The sequence below is a fragment of the Mesorhizobium sp. P2_F5 genome, from assembly GCF_056403715.1.
Map to the genome: position 1 here is coordinate 160,228 of NZ_JBFUEY010000005.1, position 14,163 is coordinate 174,390.

The window sequence follows — 14,163 nt, forward strand, 5'->3', positions numbered from 1 at the left end:
TCCGGCAGGACAGAGGGGGCGCTGTCCCGCCATCCCGTTTGTCGACTGGAGTGTCTTCGCAGACAATCGTTGCGTTATTTTAGGGTATTGAAGGGCCGCGATCCTTCGCGCCCCCCTCTGGCCTGCCGGCCATCTCCCCCACGAGGGGGGAGATCAGCGCTTCGTCGTTCTTGCCGAGCACGGCGACGGCGGCGATGGCCGCAAGCGTGCATACGAACGCCTCGCCGGCGCGCTCCACGCTTTTGCGGGCGCGCAGAAAACTGTGCACCAGCCGCGGCTCCTCGTACCACCAGGCGCGGCCGCCCGCGGCAACGATGCGGTCGCGATAGGTCTCGCCGTCCGATGACAGCGGGTCGCACTCGGCGGTGATGGTGACGGTCGGCGGCAAGCCGGAGAAATCGTTGTCGCTCAGCGGCGAAAATGTCGGATCATCGGGCGATTGCGCCGGGCCGGAGCGGATATTGCGGTAAAATTCGATGTCGCACAGCGCCAGCAGTGGCGCGTTGGCATGTTCGACATAGGAGCCGGCACTCTCGTCGCCACCGAGGCCGGGATAGATCAGCACCTGGCCGACCGCGCAGCGCGGGTTGCGGCGCGATGCGTGCGCGACGGCGGCGGCAAGGTTGCCACCGGCGCTTTCGCCGACGAGCACGATCGGCAGGTCCGTCGTCACCGCCGCCCATTCGAACACGGTCAGCGCGTCGTCGAAGGCGGCCGGGTGCGGATGTTCAGGCGCCAGCCGGTATTCGGCGGAAACAACGTCGAAACCGGTGCCGGCGCAGATCTCGGCGCAGATGTCGTCATGGCTGTCCAAGCCACCCAGCACAAAGCCGCCGCCATGATAATAGACGACGATGGCGCGCACGGGCTTGCCCGCCATCCGGTAGTAGCGGATCGGGATGGCGTGTCCTTCATCGGCGGCAATGATGCCGTCGCTGGCCGAAACCCCCTTGGGATAACCCTGATGGAAGGCGCGGCACATCGCGTCGTAGACCGACCTTTGCTCGGCGATCGGCAGTTCGGCGATTTCGGGCGGGAACCAGTCGTTGACCAGGTCGATATAATCCCACAGCGCCGGGTCCAGCCTTGTGGCGTATTTTCCCCGTCTGGCTGTCTTGAGCTTGTGGACCGTGCCCATCTTGCCGCTCAGAGCCCGTCGTAGAGCCGCTCGGCGTTTTCAAAGGTGAAGCGCAGCGGCACCGAGCCCTCGACCTGCCATGCATCGACAGTGTCGCCCGCCATCAGCCGGCAGGCGTCTATCGTGTTGATGACGGCGCCGCCATAAAGCCGGTTGGCAAGGTTGAGGATGGCGGTCTGGTGCATGGCGGCACTGCCGCTGCCGCAGGCATCCTTGACCAGCAGCACGCGAAAGCCGGATGCCACCGCGTCCTTCACCGTGGCGTCGACGCAGGCCTCGGTCCACACGCCGGCGACGATCAGCCACTCGATCCCGCCGGATTTGAGGTCGCGTGCCGCCGGCCCCGAACGGAAGGCGCTGGCCTCTGCCTTGATCAGCAAGGCTTCGCTATTGGCCGGCGCCACTTCATGACAAATCTCGGTCAGCGGATCGCTCTTGTCGGAAAAGGCCGACTTGCCGTCGGCATCGAGCGGATGGAATGGCCGCGCCTTGGCGGTGTCGACGATATAGGCCCAGTGATAGAGCGGCACGAAGTTGCGCCGCGCCGCCGCCTGCAGGCGCTGGACGTTTGCCAGCACCTCGCCATAGCCTTCGACCAGATAGCGCTTGTCCTGCCGATGCTCTTCCTGGAGGTCGATGAACACAGCGGCCACCGTGCCGCGTTTGATCGAGATCGGCGCCTTCATCTAGGCAGCCCCTGCAAGAAACTCGTCCTCATAGGGAAAGCGCGACAACAGCTCGGTGCCGGTGTCGGTGATCAGGATCTCGTCCTCCAGCTTGACGCCCTCGCGGCCTCCTTTCTCGCCGATATAGCTTTCCACGCTCACCACCATGCCGGGCACGACAAAACCGTCGCGGCCATAGGTCTCGTAATCCATCGCATGGGCAATGAACGGCGTCTCGCCATGCATGCCGACGCCGTGCATGACCGAGGTATAGCGCTGGTCGACGAAACGGTCCGGGATTTTCCACGCCTTTTCGGCGATCTCGCGAAACGCCATGCCCGGCTTGACGATCGAAATGTTGTGCTGAACCTGGTCGTGCGCCATGCGGTACAGCGATTTCTGATAGTCGGTCGGCTTGCCCGGCCCGCAGCGGAAGGTGCGGGAGAAATCGGAATAATAGCCGTAGCAGCCGATCGTGTCGGTATCGAGCGCCAGCAATTCGCCTGGCCGGATCTTGCGGCCGCTGGCCTCGTTGAACCACGGATTGGTGCGCTGGCCCGAAGTGAGCAACCGCGTCTCGATGAACTCGCCGCCCTGGCGGATGACCTCGCCATACATGATGGCGAACAGGTCGTTTTCGGAGACGCCGGGCTTGATCGCCTCGCGCACGGCATAGACGGCGGCTTCCGCGCCGGCCATCGACACTTGCAGGCATTTGACCTCCTCAGGCGTCTTGACCGCACGCACCGCCAGGATTTCGCCCTGGCAATCCCTGACCTCGCAGCCGCGCTTTTCCAGTGCCAGCGCCTGCAGATGGCTGCAGCGGTCGAGCCCGAGCTTCATCGAGCCGCCACCGTGCTTCTTCAAGAGCTCGGTGATCTCGTCGGCGAAGGGACCGGCGGTCTCGTCGTCGCGGCCGGACACCGAAGACCACACCAGCTTCGACGGCCGTGCCTCGTCGATCGTATCGAGCACCATCGAGACATGGTAGCTCTGCGGGTACTCGAACAGCACGATCGGCCCGTCGGTCGGGATGAAGAAATAGCGCGTCGAGTTGCGCAGGAAATACCCGAACATGTTGCGCGAGCCGGTGGCGTAGCGCTGGTTGTAGGGGTCGAACAAAACCACGCCGCCATAGCCGGCCTCGCGCATCCAGCCGCGCAGTTTCGCCAGCCGGCCTTTGCGCAAAGCATCGGCATCGATGAAGGACGGCTCGGTGTCCGACAGCCACATGCCGCCGGCAGAGTCAGCAGCGGCCGGGTGGCGCATGCGGTCTTTGAAGTCCACGTCCTCGGTGCTGTCGGGGTCGAATACGACGATGCTCATGAGTGCCTCCTGAAGGCCTGAACATAGTTCGGTGCTAGGCAAAGTCTGTGCGGGATTCCGCAGATGTCGTTCGCAATGCCGCAGGCTGCTTCAATTGAAAGCCGCAGGGCAGCGTTCCTTCGCGCCCCCCTCTGTCCTGCCGGACATCTCCCCCACAAGGAGGGAGATTAGCAGCTTCTATGCCTCGCCCACCCCTGCAACGTCTGTGATTGGCGAAAGCCGAGGCGATATCTGATCTCCCCCCAAGTGGGGGAGATGTCCGGCAGGACAGAGGGGGGGCGCTGTCCCGCCAGCATCTCGCAAAATTAATGCCGACGCATGGCCTTCGGTGCATGCCCATGCTCTTCCCTGAACGCCCTCGCAAAACTCGACATCGAGGCAAAGCCGCAAGCCAGCGCCACGTCGCGCACCATCAGCGTCGAATGCGCGAGCAGATCAGCGGCGCGCCGCAGCCGGAGCCGCCGGTAGTAGCCATTGGGCGAAATGCTGAGCTCGGTGCGGAAATTGCGCTCGAGCTTGTCGGAGGAGACGCCGAGCTTTGCCGCCAGCTCCGTCATGCCGAGCCGTTCCTCGACCGCATCCTCCATGATGGCGATGGCCGACAACACCAGTTCGTTCTGGACGCCGGTGCGCAGGCGCAGTGGCATCAGCTTGCGGTCGACGCTCGAGCGCAACGGGCTGTGCACGAACCATTCGGCGACGCCCGCCGCGAGCTCGCCACCATAGTCGTTGGTGATGATCTCCAGCATCATGTCGAGGCTGCCGACGCCGCCGGCCGAGGTGAAACGCTTGCGGTCGATGACGTAGAGGTCGCGCCGAAGCTCGATGTCCGGGAAGGCTTCGGTGAAGGCTGCCTGGCTGGTCCAGTGCAAGGTGCAGGCATGGCCGTCGAGCAGGCCGGCCCTGGCGAGGAAGAAGGCGGCGTCGGCCACCGCGCCGATATGGGCGCCGGCGCGCAGGCTCTTGCGCATCCAGGCAACCGCATCGTCGGCGACGACGAGGTCGGCATTGCCGCCAGAGCAGACGACGATGCGGTCGACCTTTGGCGCTCCAGAGGCTGAGAATCCCGGTTGTATGACAACCCCATTGGACGCCTCGACCGTGCCCTGGTCGGCGCCGACGATCACCCAGCGATAACACTCCCGTTTGGCCAGCACATTGGCGGCGCGTAGCGGTTCGATCACCGAACTGAAAGCCATCATCGGAAATCCGGGAAACACCAGCACGGCGAAGGTGAGGGGACCTTCGCTCGCCGCCGGTTGCACCCGGTCCTGTCTTCTGCTGGCATGGACGGTATTCACAATTGTGTATTTCCCGAGCGCATCATTGGTGGCAGACAGGAGATGTAGCGGGCTTTTTGGCTCGCCGGCAACGGAGACGAACCATGTTTGCGGCTCAGACCATCGACAGCACCGACAAGCCAGCCTTCTACCGCGAACTGGCCACCCAGTTGAAGGCGCTGCTGGACGGCGAGAACGACTCGGTCGCCAATGCCGCCAACACATCGGCGCTGATCTTCCAGATGGTGCCCGATCTCAATTGGGCCGGCTTCTATTTCCTCGCCTCCGACGAGGAGTTGGTGCTCGGGCCGTTCCAGGGCAAGCCGGCCTGCGTGCGCATCGCCGTCGGCAAGGGCGTGTGCGGCACGGCGATCGATCTTGAAATGTCGATGCTGGTCAAGGACGTGCACGACTTTGCCGGGCATATCGCCTGCGACGCCGACTCGCGCTCGGAACTGGTCGTGCTGCTGAGGGACAATGACGGCGTCTTCGGCCTGATCGACCTCGACAGCCCGACGCCTGGCCGCTTCGACAAGGACGACCAGGCCGGCATCGAGGCGCTGGCCGCGATCTATGTCGCCGCAAGCTCTTTCGAGGACTAAGCGAACTTCACCAGCATCAGGCTGAAGCAGCCGATGAACAGGAAGGCCGAGAAGGCGAGCACCAGCGGGCGCAGGCCGCGCGAGCGCAGCTGCGAAATGTTGGCCTGCAGGCCCATGGCGGCGAGCCCCATGGTCAGCATCATGGTGGTGCCGAGTGCCATCGCCGACTTCACTTCGGCTGGTACGGTGGCCAGGCTGTTCAGCGCCACGACGGCGACGAAAGCGGCGACGAACCACGGCATGGGCGGCCGCGCCGCCGATTGATCGCTTGAGCGATCGCTGCTCGTCTTGCGGCGCGCCATCAGGCCGAGCGCGATGACCATCGGCGCCAGCATGGCGACACGTGTCAGCTTGGCGACGGTGGCGATCTCGCCGGACTGGGTGCCATTCTGGAAGCCGGCGCCGATGACCTGCGCCACCTCATGGATCGAGGCGCCGGCCCACAGGCCGAACGCATGCTGGTCGAGGCCGAGCACCGGCGCCAGCAGCGGGAAGCCGAGCATGGCGACGGTGCCGAACAGCGTGATCGAAGCGACGGCGTAGGTGACGTCCTCGTCGCGCGCATCGGTGACGATGTTGGTGGCGACAATGGCCGAGGCGCCGCAGATCGAGGTGCCGGCGGCAATCAGTTGCGCCAGCTTGCGGTCGACGCCGATCAGCCGGCCGAGCGTGATGGTGAAGACGAAGGTGGCGCCAAGTGTCAGCGCCACGATGCCGACGCCGCCGGCGCCGATGGAGACGACCTGGCCGAGCGTGAGCTGGAAGCCGAGCAGGACGATGGCAAAGCGCAGCAGGCGCTTTTGCGAGAAGGCGATGCCGGCCTTGGCGTGGGCAGGCGTGCCGAGCACGTTGGAATAGATCATGCCGGCGACGACGGCGAGGATCATCGGGCTGAACAGCGCGAAGCCGGAGACATTGTGGGCCGAGAAGGCCACAGCGGTGATCATCGCCACCAGCACGACACCGGGGATAACGCCATTCCACACTGAATCGAGCCGCTTGCGGCCCGCGGCCAGATCGGCAGGTATCAGGCGTTTCGGAATATCGTTCGCGATGTGGGTGGCGGAAGACAATGCAATTCTCCAGGCAAGTACCCCAGGAGAATGCCATTCCAGAACCAATCTTTCCAACGAATTGTTTTGTTTGGAATGATCGATTTTTACGAACGAATACGCTCGCACGCCGAGGTGATAGGCATTCGGCCTATGTGCCAAGTTTCTTGTAGTTGTTGTATGTCTTGCGGTTTTTCGCGACATCGCTCAGCAGTCGCCGGCATTTTATGAGTGAAACGCTCTTCAGGGGAATGTGCTCGCGCGCGGCTACCCGCTGGCGAAAATCCAGAGGTGTGGCGTCGTAGTGCCGAAGACAGATCGCGAGCGCCTTTCGTCGGTACTCCGGGCTGGTCCGCAGCCCTGTTTGCATCGCTTTGTACATCTCTGGCGGCATAGTCCAATTGGAGCCCGTCGAGGCGCAACCTACAATGCTGGAAGCAATGACCACGAGTAACGTTAAGCGGGTTATTTTGTCTTTGAAGATACTGTATCGGCTCATTTCATCCTCCCGCTTTGAGATCAGAAGTAATCACAGGTAGTGATAACCGACAAGTGTTGCGCTTGGATGGCCCCCTTGTCTGCGACCGGCCAGACGTGGCCGATCGTGTGGGCCTGATGGCGCATCGTCTTGACGGGCCGCGATTTCCGCTCCAGCTTGGCCTCATGTTCGTTTTCTCGCTCGCCATCGCCAAGCGACGCCGCCCCTGCACAGTGCGGAGCGGCAAGCCGATTGCGCGACGACAAGGACCGGCCCAATAAAATTCCGGTTCGTTCGTTTCCAGCCCCGCCCGCGATATCAGCTGGCGGGGTTTTCATGTCTGGAGCCTTGTCATGACCAATTCTTCCATCCGGTTTCGGCCGGCCGAACGCGCTGATGCCGCCACGATCAGGGACATCGTACGCGCCGCCTATGCCAAATGGGTGCCGGTGATCGGCCGCGAGCCGCTGCCGATGAGCGCCGACTACGACAAGGCGGTTGCCGAGCATCCGTTCGATGTCGCCGTCGAGGATGACCGTATTGTCGGTATGATCGAGACCATGCTGGCCGACGATCACCTCTGGATCGAGAATGTCTGCGTCGCACCGCAAGCGCAAGGCAGGGGGATCGGCCGGCTGTTGCTTGACCGGGCCGAACAGAAGGCGCTCGAGGCCGGCCGCGCCGAACTGCGCCTGCTGACCAACGGAGCCTTCGAGGCCAATGTGTTGTTGTACAAAAGGCATAGCTATACGATCGACCGGGAGGAGCCGTTCATGGGCGGCATGACGGTCTATATGAGCAAGAGATTGACGCGATAGCGGGCAAATCGGAGGCATGGATACGACGATCGCTGCCAAGGTCAAATTGAAGCAACTTGCCGGACCGTACGCGATTTCGCGGCTCGGGGCCGGCGACAGCATTCCCGGCTGGGCGGACGGGCCGGGCTTCGTCAGCATTACCAGGACCGACGACGAGCTTTCGATCACGTGCCTGCAGGATCGCGTTCCGGGCACGGTCAAGCACGACCGCGACTGGGTCGCTTTCAAATTGCAGGGGCCCTTTGCTTTCGACGAAACCGGCATCGTGTTGTCGGTCATCCGGCCGCTGTCGGAAAACGATCTGGGCATCTTCGTGGTGTCCACCTTCGATGGCGATCACCTGCTGGTGAAAGCGGCGGATCAGGATGCGGCGAGACAGCATCTGGTCGAGGCAGGACACACACTGCTGTAGTCGACCGGACCTGCGCCATCGAAATGGTCTGCTGGCTCAATCGGGCGTCCTCGCCTGCTCCGTGACCGACCGCCGCTTGTCCTACCCGCGGCCTATCTCGATGATTCCAACCATTGCCCGCGTAAATTCAACCATGCTGTTTGCCGTCATGGCTGCATTGTCGGGACTTTGGCCGATATGTTCGGCGGCTCCGCAACATGACCGGCGGATGTTGTCGTAGTGCGGGTCTCTTTCATCATCCGGCAACGTCGCCAGATTGAGGGCGCGGCCGTAGATCATGCGCAATAGCTGCGCCAGTGCGGTTTCGACACTCATGCGTTTTGCTCCGCATCGGTCGAGCGTCGCGGCACACAAATAGTGCCGGATCGTCGATCGGGAATTGGTCCCGATACGCAAAGGCTCGATCATACTTATTAATATATCGTTTAATGCTAATATACATGGCCGTACCGATTGAGCGCCGAGGCGTTTGCGAGCAGATCGGCACCGCCAACGACACCGTCTATGGGCTGGCCTCCTACATCCAGGCCAAGGACATCAAGAAGGCCCGCGAAGTCGCCGCCCGTATGCGCACCGGCAATGTCTACATCAACTATCCCCAGTGGGACGCCGGCCTGCCTTTCGGCGGCTACAAGCAATCCGGCAACGGTCGCGAATACGCCGAATACGGACTGGAGGATTTTCTCGAGATCAAGGGCATCGCGGGCTACGAGGCGGCGGAGTAGGGGTTACCCCTTCGGGACCGGCAACCTGCCAGTCCCGGGGGGAAGCCGGCGACTGGCAAGACAGGCCGCTTGCGGCGGCTTTCATTCTTCCCGGAAAGCCTTCTGGATCTGATCCGACAGCGGCTTCACCAGATAGGAAAGCATCGTCCGATCGCCGGTCGGGAAGAACACTTCGGCCGGCATGCCCGCGCGAAATGTTCGTACGTCACGCGCCACGGGTCGCTCTCCGCGCGTCTCTCTTCGCCGATCCAATGAAAGCTGTCGGCGGTGATCTCGGTGAAGCGCCACCGGGCCCGCAGGCCGCGCGAGTCAGCGCCGATCTGGACAATGTCCTTGCCCTCGGCCCGCCCGATCTGGCGCGAATAATCCTGGTTGAGCGGATCGCTCCAGATGATGTGCCAGCCACCGATCCCGGGATCGAAGACGCGCAAGGTCGTGCCATACATGGTGGGCGGGGCAGGGCGCTTCGGCTTGATCCAGATGTCCTGGATGGCGCGGCCTTCGAGCACCCAGCCGAAGTGACACTCACCATCCCATTTCTGAATTGTGCCGTCGTCGCGGTGGTGGACCGTCTCCATGTCCCAGCTGCCAATCAGCCATCCATAGAGATCCATGTCTTTCGCCTGATCGGCTGCGGGACCTTCAGATACGAGAGCGGTGAGAAACGTCGTCATGACTGTCTCCAGGGCAAGCCACGCCAAAATGCTGGAACATCGGCGCCACAACCATTGCGGTGTTGCGGGTTCCGGTCTTGGGAAAAATTGCTGTAGTGCCGCGGCTGCCGGCCTTCCGCGTTCTCGCCATTTCAGGCCCATGCGCCAATGCTAATGTAGCGACGGCGGGTACCCCAATGCCCGCCTTGCCGGCGCCTACTCGGGCAATCTCTTGATGAGCGGCGCCGGCCGCCGGCTTAGGCGGCGACCAAGTTCCTGCCGCAGGAACATCAGGCCAAGCAGGCGGTTATTGCTGGGCAGTTTTGGCAGGCATTCCGATATCGGTCTGTATCCCCAGAACGTCCGCTGCCCAATCGCGCAGTTCCGGAGAAGCATCGCCGGATTTCATGATCGACACGGCCAGCGCCGCCATATCCGCGGGCGGCTTGTTGTTCGAATGCGAAACCACATAGGTGAAATAGCCGGCCATGATGGCGCATCCCACCGAAATGACCGGCGGGACGATCTGGAGTGTCGCCAAAGCTATTGCGCGCCAGCGTTTGGGTCGGCTGGGTGCCGGAAGCTCATCCTCATCCAAAAGGTCAGTCATTCCACTTCACCCATCATCCGGTAGAACGCTGACCTGTAAGGATTATCTACATTAGTTAAAATGCGGATAAATCTCTATTGGGACCCTGCCGCTGCCCTAATCGGTCCCTTGGTGCGCTTCATCTTGCCATCCGGCCAGCTCCGGCAGGTCATCAAGCCAGCTTTTCTCTGTCATCGACGCTTCGCCGGCCTGCGGTGCGGCCTCTGTGGCGTTTTGAATGAGCCAGTCCATCCACTTTCGATAGGCAGCCGGGGTCAATTCGGGGGGCAGTACCTTGGCCTTGGCCAGCATGCGTTTGCGAAAGCTGATTTGCCTGCGCAGTTTCGTTGTCGTGAACTTGATGGCCTTGCCCTGGTATTCAACTGTCCAGCGCCCATCGCCGTGGCTGGTGAGCCTGTCGATGGCGAAACCGGCATCGACCGGCCTGTCGCGCCAGGGAAGCTCGACGGCGTTCCGCCTGAGATCGAGTGCCCATCGCCTGTAATTGGCCCCGGCACGCTGCGGCGGCAGCATACCGGCCTGTTCGAGTATCTTCCTGCGGAAGGTCGGCTGCTTCTTGATCTGGCCTGTCGTCAGCTCGATGCGATGCCCACGCAATTCGACGTGCCACCGGATCCTGCCATTGCCGACATACTTAACCAGCCTGTCGATGACGAACTCTTCATCGGCAAGCGTCACGCATCCCTGCCTAGTGCGTTCGAGAATGTACTGGCTATCGGTGGGCATGACGTGGCCTTGTGCAGGAACCGCTCAGGAAGCATAGCGGTACCGGACCTGCAAGTAGCCTAGGTCAACGGTTCGGTGTTCTATGGTCCCAGGAGCCGAATGCTGGTATCGCGACGCAGTTCGGAATCGGCGCGGTCGACGCCTTCAACCGTGATTGCGATTGTCCCGTTCTCAATTCTTGCGATCCACCCCTTCGCCTTCATGTACCAGAGATGGAACTCGAGATGCTCTCGCGGACAGCCTAACAAGCGTTCGATTTCGACGTCGCCAATGCCGGGGTTGCTGACATCCTGGCGGCGCTTCACATAGAGCAGAGAAAGCAGTTTGGCCTGGACCACGGCGTCCTTCTGAACGCCCTTGGCGTCGCTTGCTTCCTCCACCAATTGAAGGTGCAGACCGGCATGCTCTCGATAGGAGATGTCGTATTGGGCGCGCTTGACCGGATCTTTCAGGACGTTGTGTGCTTCTATTATTTCACTGAAGCGAGCTTCATTTCCGGTTTGCTGATTGTCGGGATGATAGCGCATCGCAAAATAGCGAAATATTCGCTCTAGCGTCTCCGAGTTGGCGTTTGGGCTGATTTCCAAGAGTTCGTAGTAATCGACGAACAATGCGCTGCTCCCTCAAACATCGCCCCGAAAAAACCAAAAGCCTGGGCCGCCTATCTATAGCGATCCAGGCCCTCAGCCGTCCGATTCTTCAGCGATATTGCGCTTGCCTGAGGCCAGTCACAAGCCGGACTTTGGTCCGGTCTAATGCCGATGCCGGCAAAGCAACAAGCGCGCTCGCCCTGTCCTGATTATCAGCGGCAGTGGTGTCCAATGGATGAACGCCGCAGCAGCGATATAGCGGTCATCGAGGAAGCTGACGAAGTGGTAGCCTTGGCTGTGCCGGTTTCTCTGCGTCCGATGTCCACCGCTTGTTCCTGTTCTTCCGAGTTTTCTCAGATGAAGTTTTGCAGGAAATTCAAGGAGATGGCTTGGCTGGGGAACCTGGATTCGAACCAGGACTAACGGAGTCAGAGTCCCCGCTAGACCGTTGATTATTAAGCTGTTTTTTCCCGACTTTGGGGAAGAAGCCGCATGTCAAATCAATGCGTTATAGGCGAATTGCCGACTAAGCCTATCGGCATTTCGCAACTGCAATGCGCGTCGATGAAGGCTGCTGCTCCTGGTTTAAGGGTAACCCGCCAAACATTCGAACGTCCAATCGTTCCTGCTTTGCGTCACCGCTTTGGCCTCGCACCTCATGAATCCGTCAGTGCCATTCACGAGGCCGACGGCGCACGAGCCGACTGATGGCGGTTCGTCTTCAAAGGCAAGATATTCTGTTCGCACACTTTGCGTTGAACATAGCGCAGGGGCTGTCAGGAACGACGCGTCAGGTCGGTGCTGCTATTGTCGACCATTTCAACAAGAAAACAGGCCGTTGCGATCCTAGCCTCGAACGCATTGCCACATTGCTTGGGCTCAGCAAGACGACGGTTCACGAGGCAACTGCGGCACTTGATCGCGAGGCATTGATCAAAAAGCAAAGTCACGGCGGCCGACATCATTCAGCCTCGTATATTCCCAATTGGGACAAGTTCCGGGCGATCGTCGCCGACTGGAATATCCGCATGAGAGATCTGGCGCCACCTCCAAAGAGGGAGTCTGCCAAGTTCGCCAAACGGCGAAGTTTAAGTTCGCCACATGGCGAAAGCGACGTTCGCCAAACGGCGAAACAAACCTTCCGAAAAAACCTTCCGAAAGAACCGGGCGTGATTGATGGGTCGGACTTGAAATCGGGAATGAAGTCGTGGAAAGGGGTTGCAGGCCCGCTAACGCAGCATGACCTCGTTCATGTATTGGAGAGAACAAAACGGGACAGCTCCCACAGTGCGGCAGCGCAAGCGGCGGCCGACCGCAAGCTCGCTCGAGACATCAATTCGATTGCCGATCCGAAGCTGCGAGAGGCCGCGTGGTTGCGCGAAATGGGCGAAACGGTAGTCGTTGGCGAAGAGGTCGAGCGAAGCGGCAGATCCCGCCGTTGTGCTCTGAAAGTCGCGGGTCCTTCCGGCTCCAAAACCGTATGCGGGCGGGCTAAGCCCGATAAACCACCAGTCTGACAGCAAAGTACAAGCCTAAACTTTAGCCTAAACAAGCAGCCCTAAACTCACGGAAGCGAGCGTCGTTGGTGTTGGTTCAAGAATCCGGCGATATCGCATATGCGCCATGAGCGGACGTATCGCTCGCAGCTAGGCCGCCTTGGAGAATCGGGGATCATCGAAATGAAGCGGTATGGCACGCAAAATTGGAATCGCGAATATGGTTGGCGCGAGGCCCGTCATTTTTGGCGGAAGGCGGAGTGGAACGACACAACCAGCGGGCCTAAAATGTAGTCGAGTGCGGTGCGTTCCTCGGTAACGATCATGACCGACGCCGGCATGCCTGGGTAAAGCGCAATCTGTGGGGCCGCTGCCAATTCCACCGGATCGACAGCCACGTCGGCGAGGTAGTAGGGAAACCCGGTCTTGCTGTCGGTGATGCGATCCGCCGAAATGCGGGTGACGCGTCCATGAATTATGGGTATCGAACGCTGCTTGTAGGATGTGAAACGAACTTCGGCGGCCATGTCGGGTCGCAGGTTCGATATGTCCTCGACGCGAACCTGCGCCTGGACGATCAGCGAATTCTCGGTCGGCACGATGTCGAGCATTGTCTGGCCCGGCGCCACGATCGCGCCGGTCGAGAAGACGGTGAGATCCATCACCTGGCCATCATAGGGCGCGCGCACTTCGGCCCGGTCCATGGCCGCCTGGGCGGCAAACATCTTGGGCACAAGGTCAGCAAGGTTCGATTGCGTATCGATCAGCATGGCCGACAGCTTGGCTCGGCGCTCGTGGGTCAACTGCGCGATCTGGCTCTCGAGTTCGGCCTTGCTCTGTTGGCTGCCGCCAATTGCGCCGAGGTTCTCGTCGATCAGACCCTGCAGATCCGAGGCGGACCGCTCCAGTTCCAGGATGCGAGGGCGGGTCGTCAATCCGGCCTTGAGCAGCTTCGACAGGCTGGCCTTCTCGTCAATCGTCGATTGCAGCTGTGCCCGGTAGGATTCGACCCGGGACTGCTTGCCCTTTATCTGCTCCTCGAGCTCGGCAATGCGCCGCTCGAGGATCTGCTTGGCGCCGGCCATCGAGGCACGCTGGCTTTCCAGATCGGCGATCTGGTTTGCCATTGCATCCCTAAGATAGTCTTCATGCTCCTTGAGGATGTCCTTGGGAAAGGCAACGGCCTCGCTGCCGTCCAGTTCGGCCCGGATCCTGGCGTCGGTTGCGCGCAACAGCGCATATTGCTGGGCATAGAGATTGAACTCGGACCGGATTCTGGTGTCGTCAAGCTTCAGCATGATGTCGCCCTTCCTGACGACGTCGCCATCCTTGACGCGGATCTCCTTCACCGTTCCGCCGTCGAAATGCTGTACGCTCTTTCGATTGCCTTCCACCTTGACGATGGCGTCGGCGAGCACAGCGCCGTTCAGTGGCGCAAAGGCTGCCCAGCCGCCGAAAATTCCGAAAAAGGCAACGATGATCAGCAAGCCGATATAGGCCGGCGCGCGGATCGAATCCGGGGCCTGGATATCGGTTTCGCCGGGCAGGCTCCGGTAGGTGAGGGCGACGTCGCTCATCGATCTCTCCGGCCA

At 61.2% G+C, this 14,163-nt stretch carries 18 protein-coding genes and 1 pseudogene; 6 read left to right on the top strand and 13 right to left on the bottom strand.

Translation table 11 applies throughout. The annotated features are described in order from the left end of the window. Window positions 1–79: 79 nt before the first annotated feature. From AC1DYO_RS10080 to AC1DYO_RS10095, 4 genes are all read right to left on the bottom strand, one after another. Entirely contained in the window at window positions 80–1,138 is a 1,059-nt protein-coding gene (locus AC1DYO_RS10080) for an alpha/beta hydrolase (protein ID WP_477262740.1), read from the bottom strand. An 8-nt stretch (window positions 1,139–1,146) separates the two neighbouring features. Then, complete coding sequence (locus tag AC1DYO_RS10085) at window positions 1,147–1,824, bottom strand: isochorismatase family protein (RefSeq protein ID WP_477262742.1); 678 nt, start codon at window positions 1,822–1,824, stop codon at window positions 1,147–1,149. Beyond that, window positions 1,825–3,129, bottom strand: a complete 1,305-nt coding sequence (locus tag AC1DYO_RS10090) for a M24 family metallopeptidase (RefSeq protein WP_477262744.1) — start codon at window positions 3,127–3,129, stop codon at window positions 1,825–1,827. A 305-nt stretch (window positions 3,130–3,434) separates the two neighbouring features. Beyond that, window positions 3,435–4,331: a GlxA family transcriptional regulator gene (locus AC1DYO_RS10095; protein WP_477262915.1), complete on the bottom strand. Its 897-nt coding sequence runs from the start codon at window positions 4,329–4,331 to the stop codon at window positions 3,435–3,437. A gap of 182 nt (window positions 4,332–4,513) precedes the next feature. Here AC1DYO_RS10095 and AC1DYO_RS10100 point away from each other — a divergent pair, with 182 nt between their 5' ends. Continuing rightward, a complete protein-coding gene (locus tag AC1DYO_RS10100; RefSeq protein ID WP_477262746.1) occupies window positions 4,514–5,011 on the top strand; it encodes a GAF domain-containing protein in 498 nt (165 codons plus the stop codon). On the opposite strand, the gene AC1DYO_RS10105 is transcribed toward AC1DYO_RS10100, so the two are convergent. The 3 genes from AC1DYO_RS10105 to AC1DYO_RS10115 form a co-directional block, all read right to left on the bottom strand. Next, entirely contained in the window at window positions 5,008–6,084 is a 1,077-nt protein-coding gene (locus AC1DYO_RS10105) for a YeiH family protein (protein ID WP_477262748.1), read from the bottom strand. The two genes, AC1DYO_RS10100 and AC1DYO_RS10105, sit on opposite strands and share 4 nt — an antisense overlap. 130 nt (window positions 6,085–6,214) lie before the next feature. Next, a complete protein-coding gene (locus tag AC1DYO_RS10110; RefSeq protein WP_477262750.1) occupies window positions 6,215–6,562 on the bottom strand; it encodes a hypothetical protein in 348 nt (115 codons plus the stop codon). A 20-nt stretch (window positions 6,563–6,582) separates the two neighbouring features. Then, window positions 6,583–6,879, bottom strand: coding sequence for a hypothetical protein (locus tag AC1DYO_RS10115; protein WP_477262752.1), 297 nt, complete (start codon window positions 6,877–6,879; stop codon window positions 6,583–6,585). 15 nt (window positions 6,880–6,894) lie between these two features. Between AC1DYO_RS10115 and AC1DYO_RS10120 the strand changes: the two genes are divergently transcribed. Both AC1DYO_RS10120 and AC1DYO_RS10125 read left to right on the top strand, forming a co-directional pair. Continuing rightward, window positions 6,895–7,359: an N-acetyltransferase family protein gene (locus tag AC1DYO_RS10120; protein ID WP_477262754.1), complete on the top strand. Its 465-nt coding sequence runs from the start codon at window positions 6,895–6,897 to the stop codon at window positions 7,357–7,359. A gap of 16 nt (window positions 7,360–7,375) precedes the next feature. After that, on the top strand, window positions 7,376–7,771 hold the full coding sequence (locus tag AC1DYO_RS10125) for an ACT domain-containing protein (RefSeq protein WP_477262756.1): 396 nt from the start codon (window positions 7,376–7,378) through the stop codon (window positions 7,769–7,771). A gap of 81 nt (window positions 7,772–7,852) precedes the next feature. Here AC1DYO_RS10125 and AC1DYO_RS10130 read toward each other — a convergent pair whose 3' ends face one another. Continuing rightward, the gene (locus tag AC1DYO_RS10130; protein ID WP_181061779.1) at window positions 7,853–8,086 is read right to left on the bottom strand and encodes a hypothetical protein; all 234 of its coding nucleotides are present in this window, start codon (window positions 8,084–8,086) and stop codon (window positions 7,853–7,855) included. Window positions 8,087–8,238: 152 nt separating this feature from the next. On the opposite strand from AC1DYO_RS10130, the pseudogene AC1DYO_RS10135 reads away from it, so the two are divergent. Further along, window positions 8,239–8,496, top strand: a pseudogene (locus AC1DYO_RS10135) (aldehyde dehydrogenase family protein); the annotation flags it as partial. 125 nt (window positions 8,497–8,621) lie between these two features. On the opposite strand, the gene AC1DYO_RS10140 reads toward AC1DYO_RS10135, so the two are convergent. From AC1DYO_RS10140 to AC1DYO_RS10155, 4 genes are all read right to left on the bottom strand, one after another. Next, window positions 8,622–9,170 carry a hypothetical protein gene (locus AC1DYO_RS10140; protein ID WP_477262758.1) on the bottom strand — a complete coding sequence of 183 codons (549 nt, stop codon included), beginning with the start codon at window positions 9,168–9,170 and terminating at the stop codon, window positions 8,622–8,624. Window positions 9,171–9,456: 286 nt separating this feature from the next. Continuing rightward, on the bottom strand, window positions 9,457–9,759 hold the full coding sequence (locus AC1DYO_RS10145; RefSeq protein ID WP_477262760.1) for a hypothetical protein: 303 nt from the start codon (window positions 9,757–9,759) through the stop codon (window positions 9,457–9,459). Window positions 9,760–9,855: 96 nt separating this feature from the next. Further along, window positions 9,856–10,485, bottom strand: a complete 630-nt coding sequence (locus tag AC1DYO_RS10150; RefSeq protein WP_477262762.1) for a hypothetical protein — start codon at window positions 10,483–10,485, stop codon at window positions 9,856–9,858. Window positions 10,486–10,565: 80 nt separating this feature from the next. Further along, a complete protein-coding gene (locus tag AC1DYO_RS10155; protein ID WP_477262764.1) occupies window positions 10,566–11,096 on the bottom strand; it encodes a DnaJ domain-containing protein in 531 nt (176 codons plus the stop codon). A 210-nt stretch (window positions 11,097–11,306) separates the two neighbouring features. On the opposite strand from AC1DYO_RS10155, the gene AC1DYO_RS10160 reads away from it, so the two are divergent. Together AC1DYO_RS10160 and AC1DYO_RS10165 are read left to right on the top strand one after the other, a co-directional pair. Beyond that, window positions 11,307–11,498 carry a hypothetical protein gene (locus tag AC1DYO_RS10160; protein WP_477262766.1) on the top strand — a complete coding sequence of 64 codons (192 nt, stop codon included), beginning with the start codon at window positions 11,307–11,309 and terminating at the stop codon, window positions 11,496–11,498. Window positions 11,499–11,782: 284 nt separating this feature from the next. Continuing rightward, window positions 11,783–12,592, top strand: coding sequence for a hypothetical protein (locus tag AC1DYO_RS10165; protein WP_477262768.1), 810 nt, complete (start codon window positions 11,783–11,785; stop codon window positions 12,590–12,592). Between the two features lie 218 nt (window positions 12,593–12,810). Here the strand turns inward: AC1DYO_RS10165 and AC1DYO_RS10170 are convergent, their stop codons facing one another. After that, a complete protein-coding gene (locus AC1DYO_RS10170; RefSeq protein WP_477262770.1) occupies window positions 12,811–14,148 on the bottom strand; it encodes an HlyD family type I secretion periplasmic adaptor subunit in 1,338 nt (445 codons plus the stop codon). Window positions 14,149–14,163 lie beyond the last annotated feature (15 nt).

What these genes read in the sequence shown, in the direction of transcription:
- AC1DYO_RS10170 (WP_477262770.1), bottom strand. Translation starts at nt 14,148, where the DNA reads ATGAGCGACGTCGCCCTCACCTACCGGAGCCTGCCCGGCGAAACCGAT.
- AC1DYO_RS10150 (WP_477262762.1), bottom strand. Translation starts at nt 10,485, where the DNA reads ATGCCCACCGATAGCCAGTACATTCTCGAACGCACTAGGCAGGGATGC.
- AC1DYO_RS10120 (WP_477262754.1), top strand. Translation starts at nt 6,895, where the DNA reads ATGACCAATTCTTCCATCCGGTTTCGGCCGGCCGAACGCGCTGATGCC.
- AC1DYO_RS10145 (WP_477262760.1), bottom strand. Translation starts at nt 9,759, where the DNA reads ATGACTGACCTTTTGGATGAGGATGAGCTTCCGGCACCCAGCCGACCC.
- AC1DYO_RS10090 (WP_477262744.1), bottom strand. Translation starts at nt 3,129, where the DNA reads ATGAGCATCGTCGTATTCGACCCCGACAGCACCGAGGACGTGGACTTC.
- AC1DYO_RS10095 (WP_477262915.1), bottom strand. Translation starts at nt 4,331, where the DNA reads ATGATGGCTTTCAGTTCGGTGATCGAACCGCTACGCGCCGCCAATGTG.
- AC1DYO_RS10110 (WP_477262750.1), bottom strand. Translation starts at nt 6,562, where the DNA reads ATGAGCCGATACAGTATCTTCAAAGACAAAATAACCCGCTTAACGTTA.
- AC1DYO_RS10125 (WP_477262756.1), top strand. Translation starts at nt 7,376, where the DNA reads ATGGATACGACGATCGCTGCCAAGGTCAAATTGAAGCAACTTGCCGGA.
- AC1DYO_RS10165 (WP_477262768.1), top strand. Translation starts at nt 11,783, where the DNA reads ATGGCGGTTCGTCTTCAAAGGCAAGATATTCTGTTCGCACACTTTGCG.
- AC1DYO_RS10130 (WP_181061779.1), bottom strand. Translation starts at nt 8,086, where the DNA reads ATGAGTGTCGAAACCGCACTGGCGCAGCTATTGCGCATGATCTACGGC.
- AC1DYO_RS10100 (WP_477262746.1), top strand. Translation starts at nt 4,514, where the DNA reads ATGTTTGCGGCTCAGACCATCGACAGCACCGACAAGCCAGCCTTCTAC.
- AC1DYO_RS10085 (WP_477262742.1), bottom strand. Translation starts at nt 1,824, where the DNA reads ATGAAGGCGCCGATCTCGATCAAACGCGGCACGGTGGCCGCTGTGTTC.
- AC1DYO_RS10140 (WP_477262758.1), bottom strand. Translation starts at nt 9,170, where the DNA reads ATGACGACGTTTCTCACCGCTCTCGTATCTGAAGGTCCCGCAGCCGAT.
- AC1DYO_RS10080 (WP_477262740.1), bottom strand. Translation starts at nt 1,138, where the DNA reads ATGGGCACGGTCCACAAGCTCAAGACAGCCAGACGGGGAAAATACGCC.
- AC1DYO_RS10115 (WP_477262752.1), bottom strand. Translation starts at nt 6,879, where the DNA reads ATGAAAACCCCGCCAGCTGATATCGCGGGCGGGGCTGGAAACGAACGA.
- AC1DYO_RS10160 (WP_477262766.1), top strand. Translation starts at nt 11,307, where the DNA reads ATGGATGAACGCCGCAGCAGCGATATAGCGGTCATCGAGGAAGCTGAC.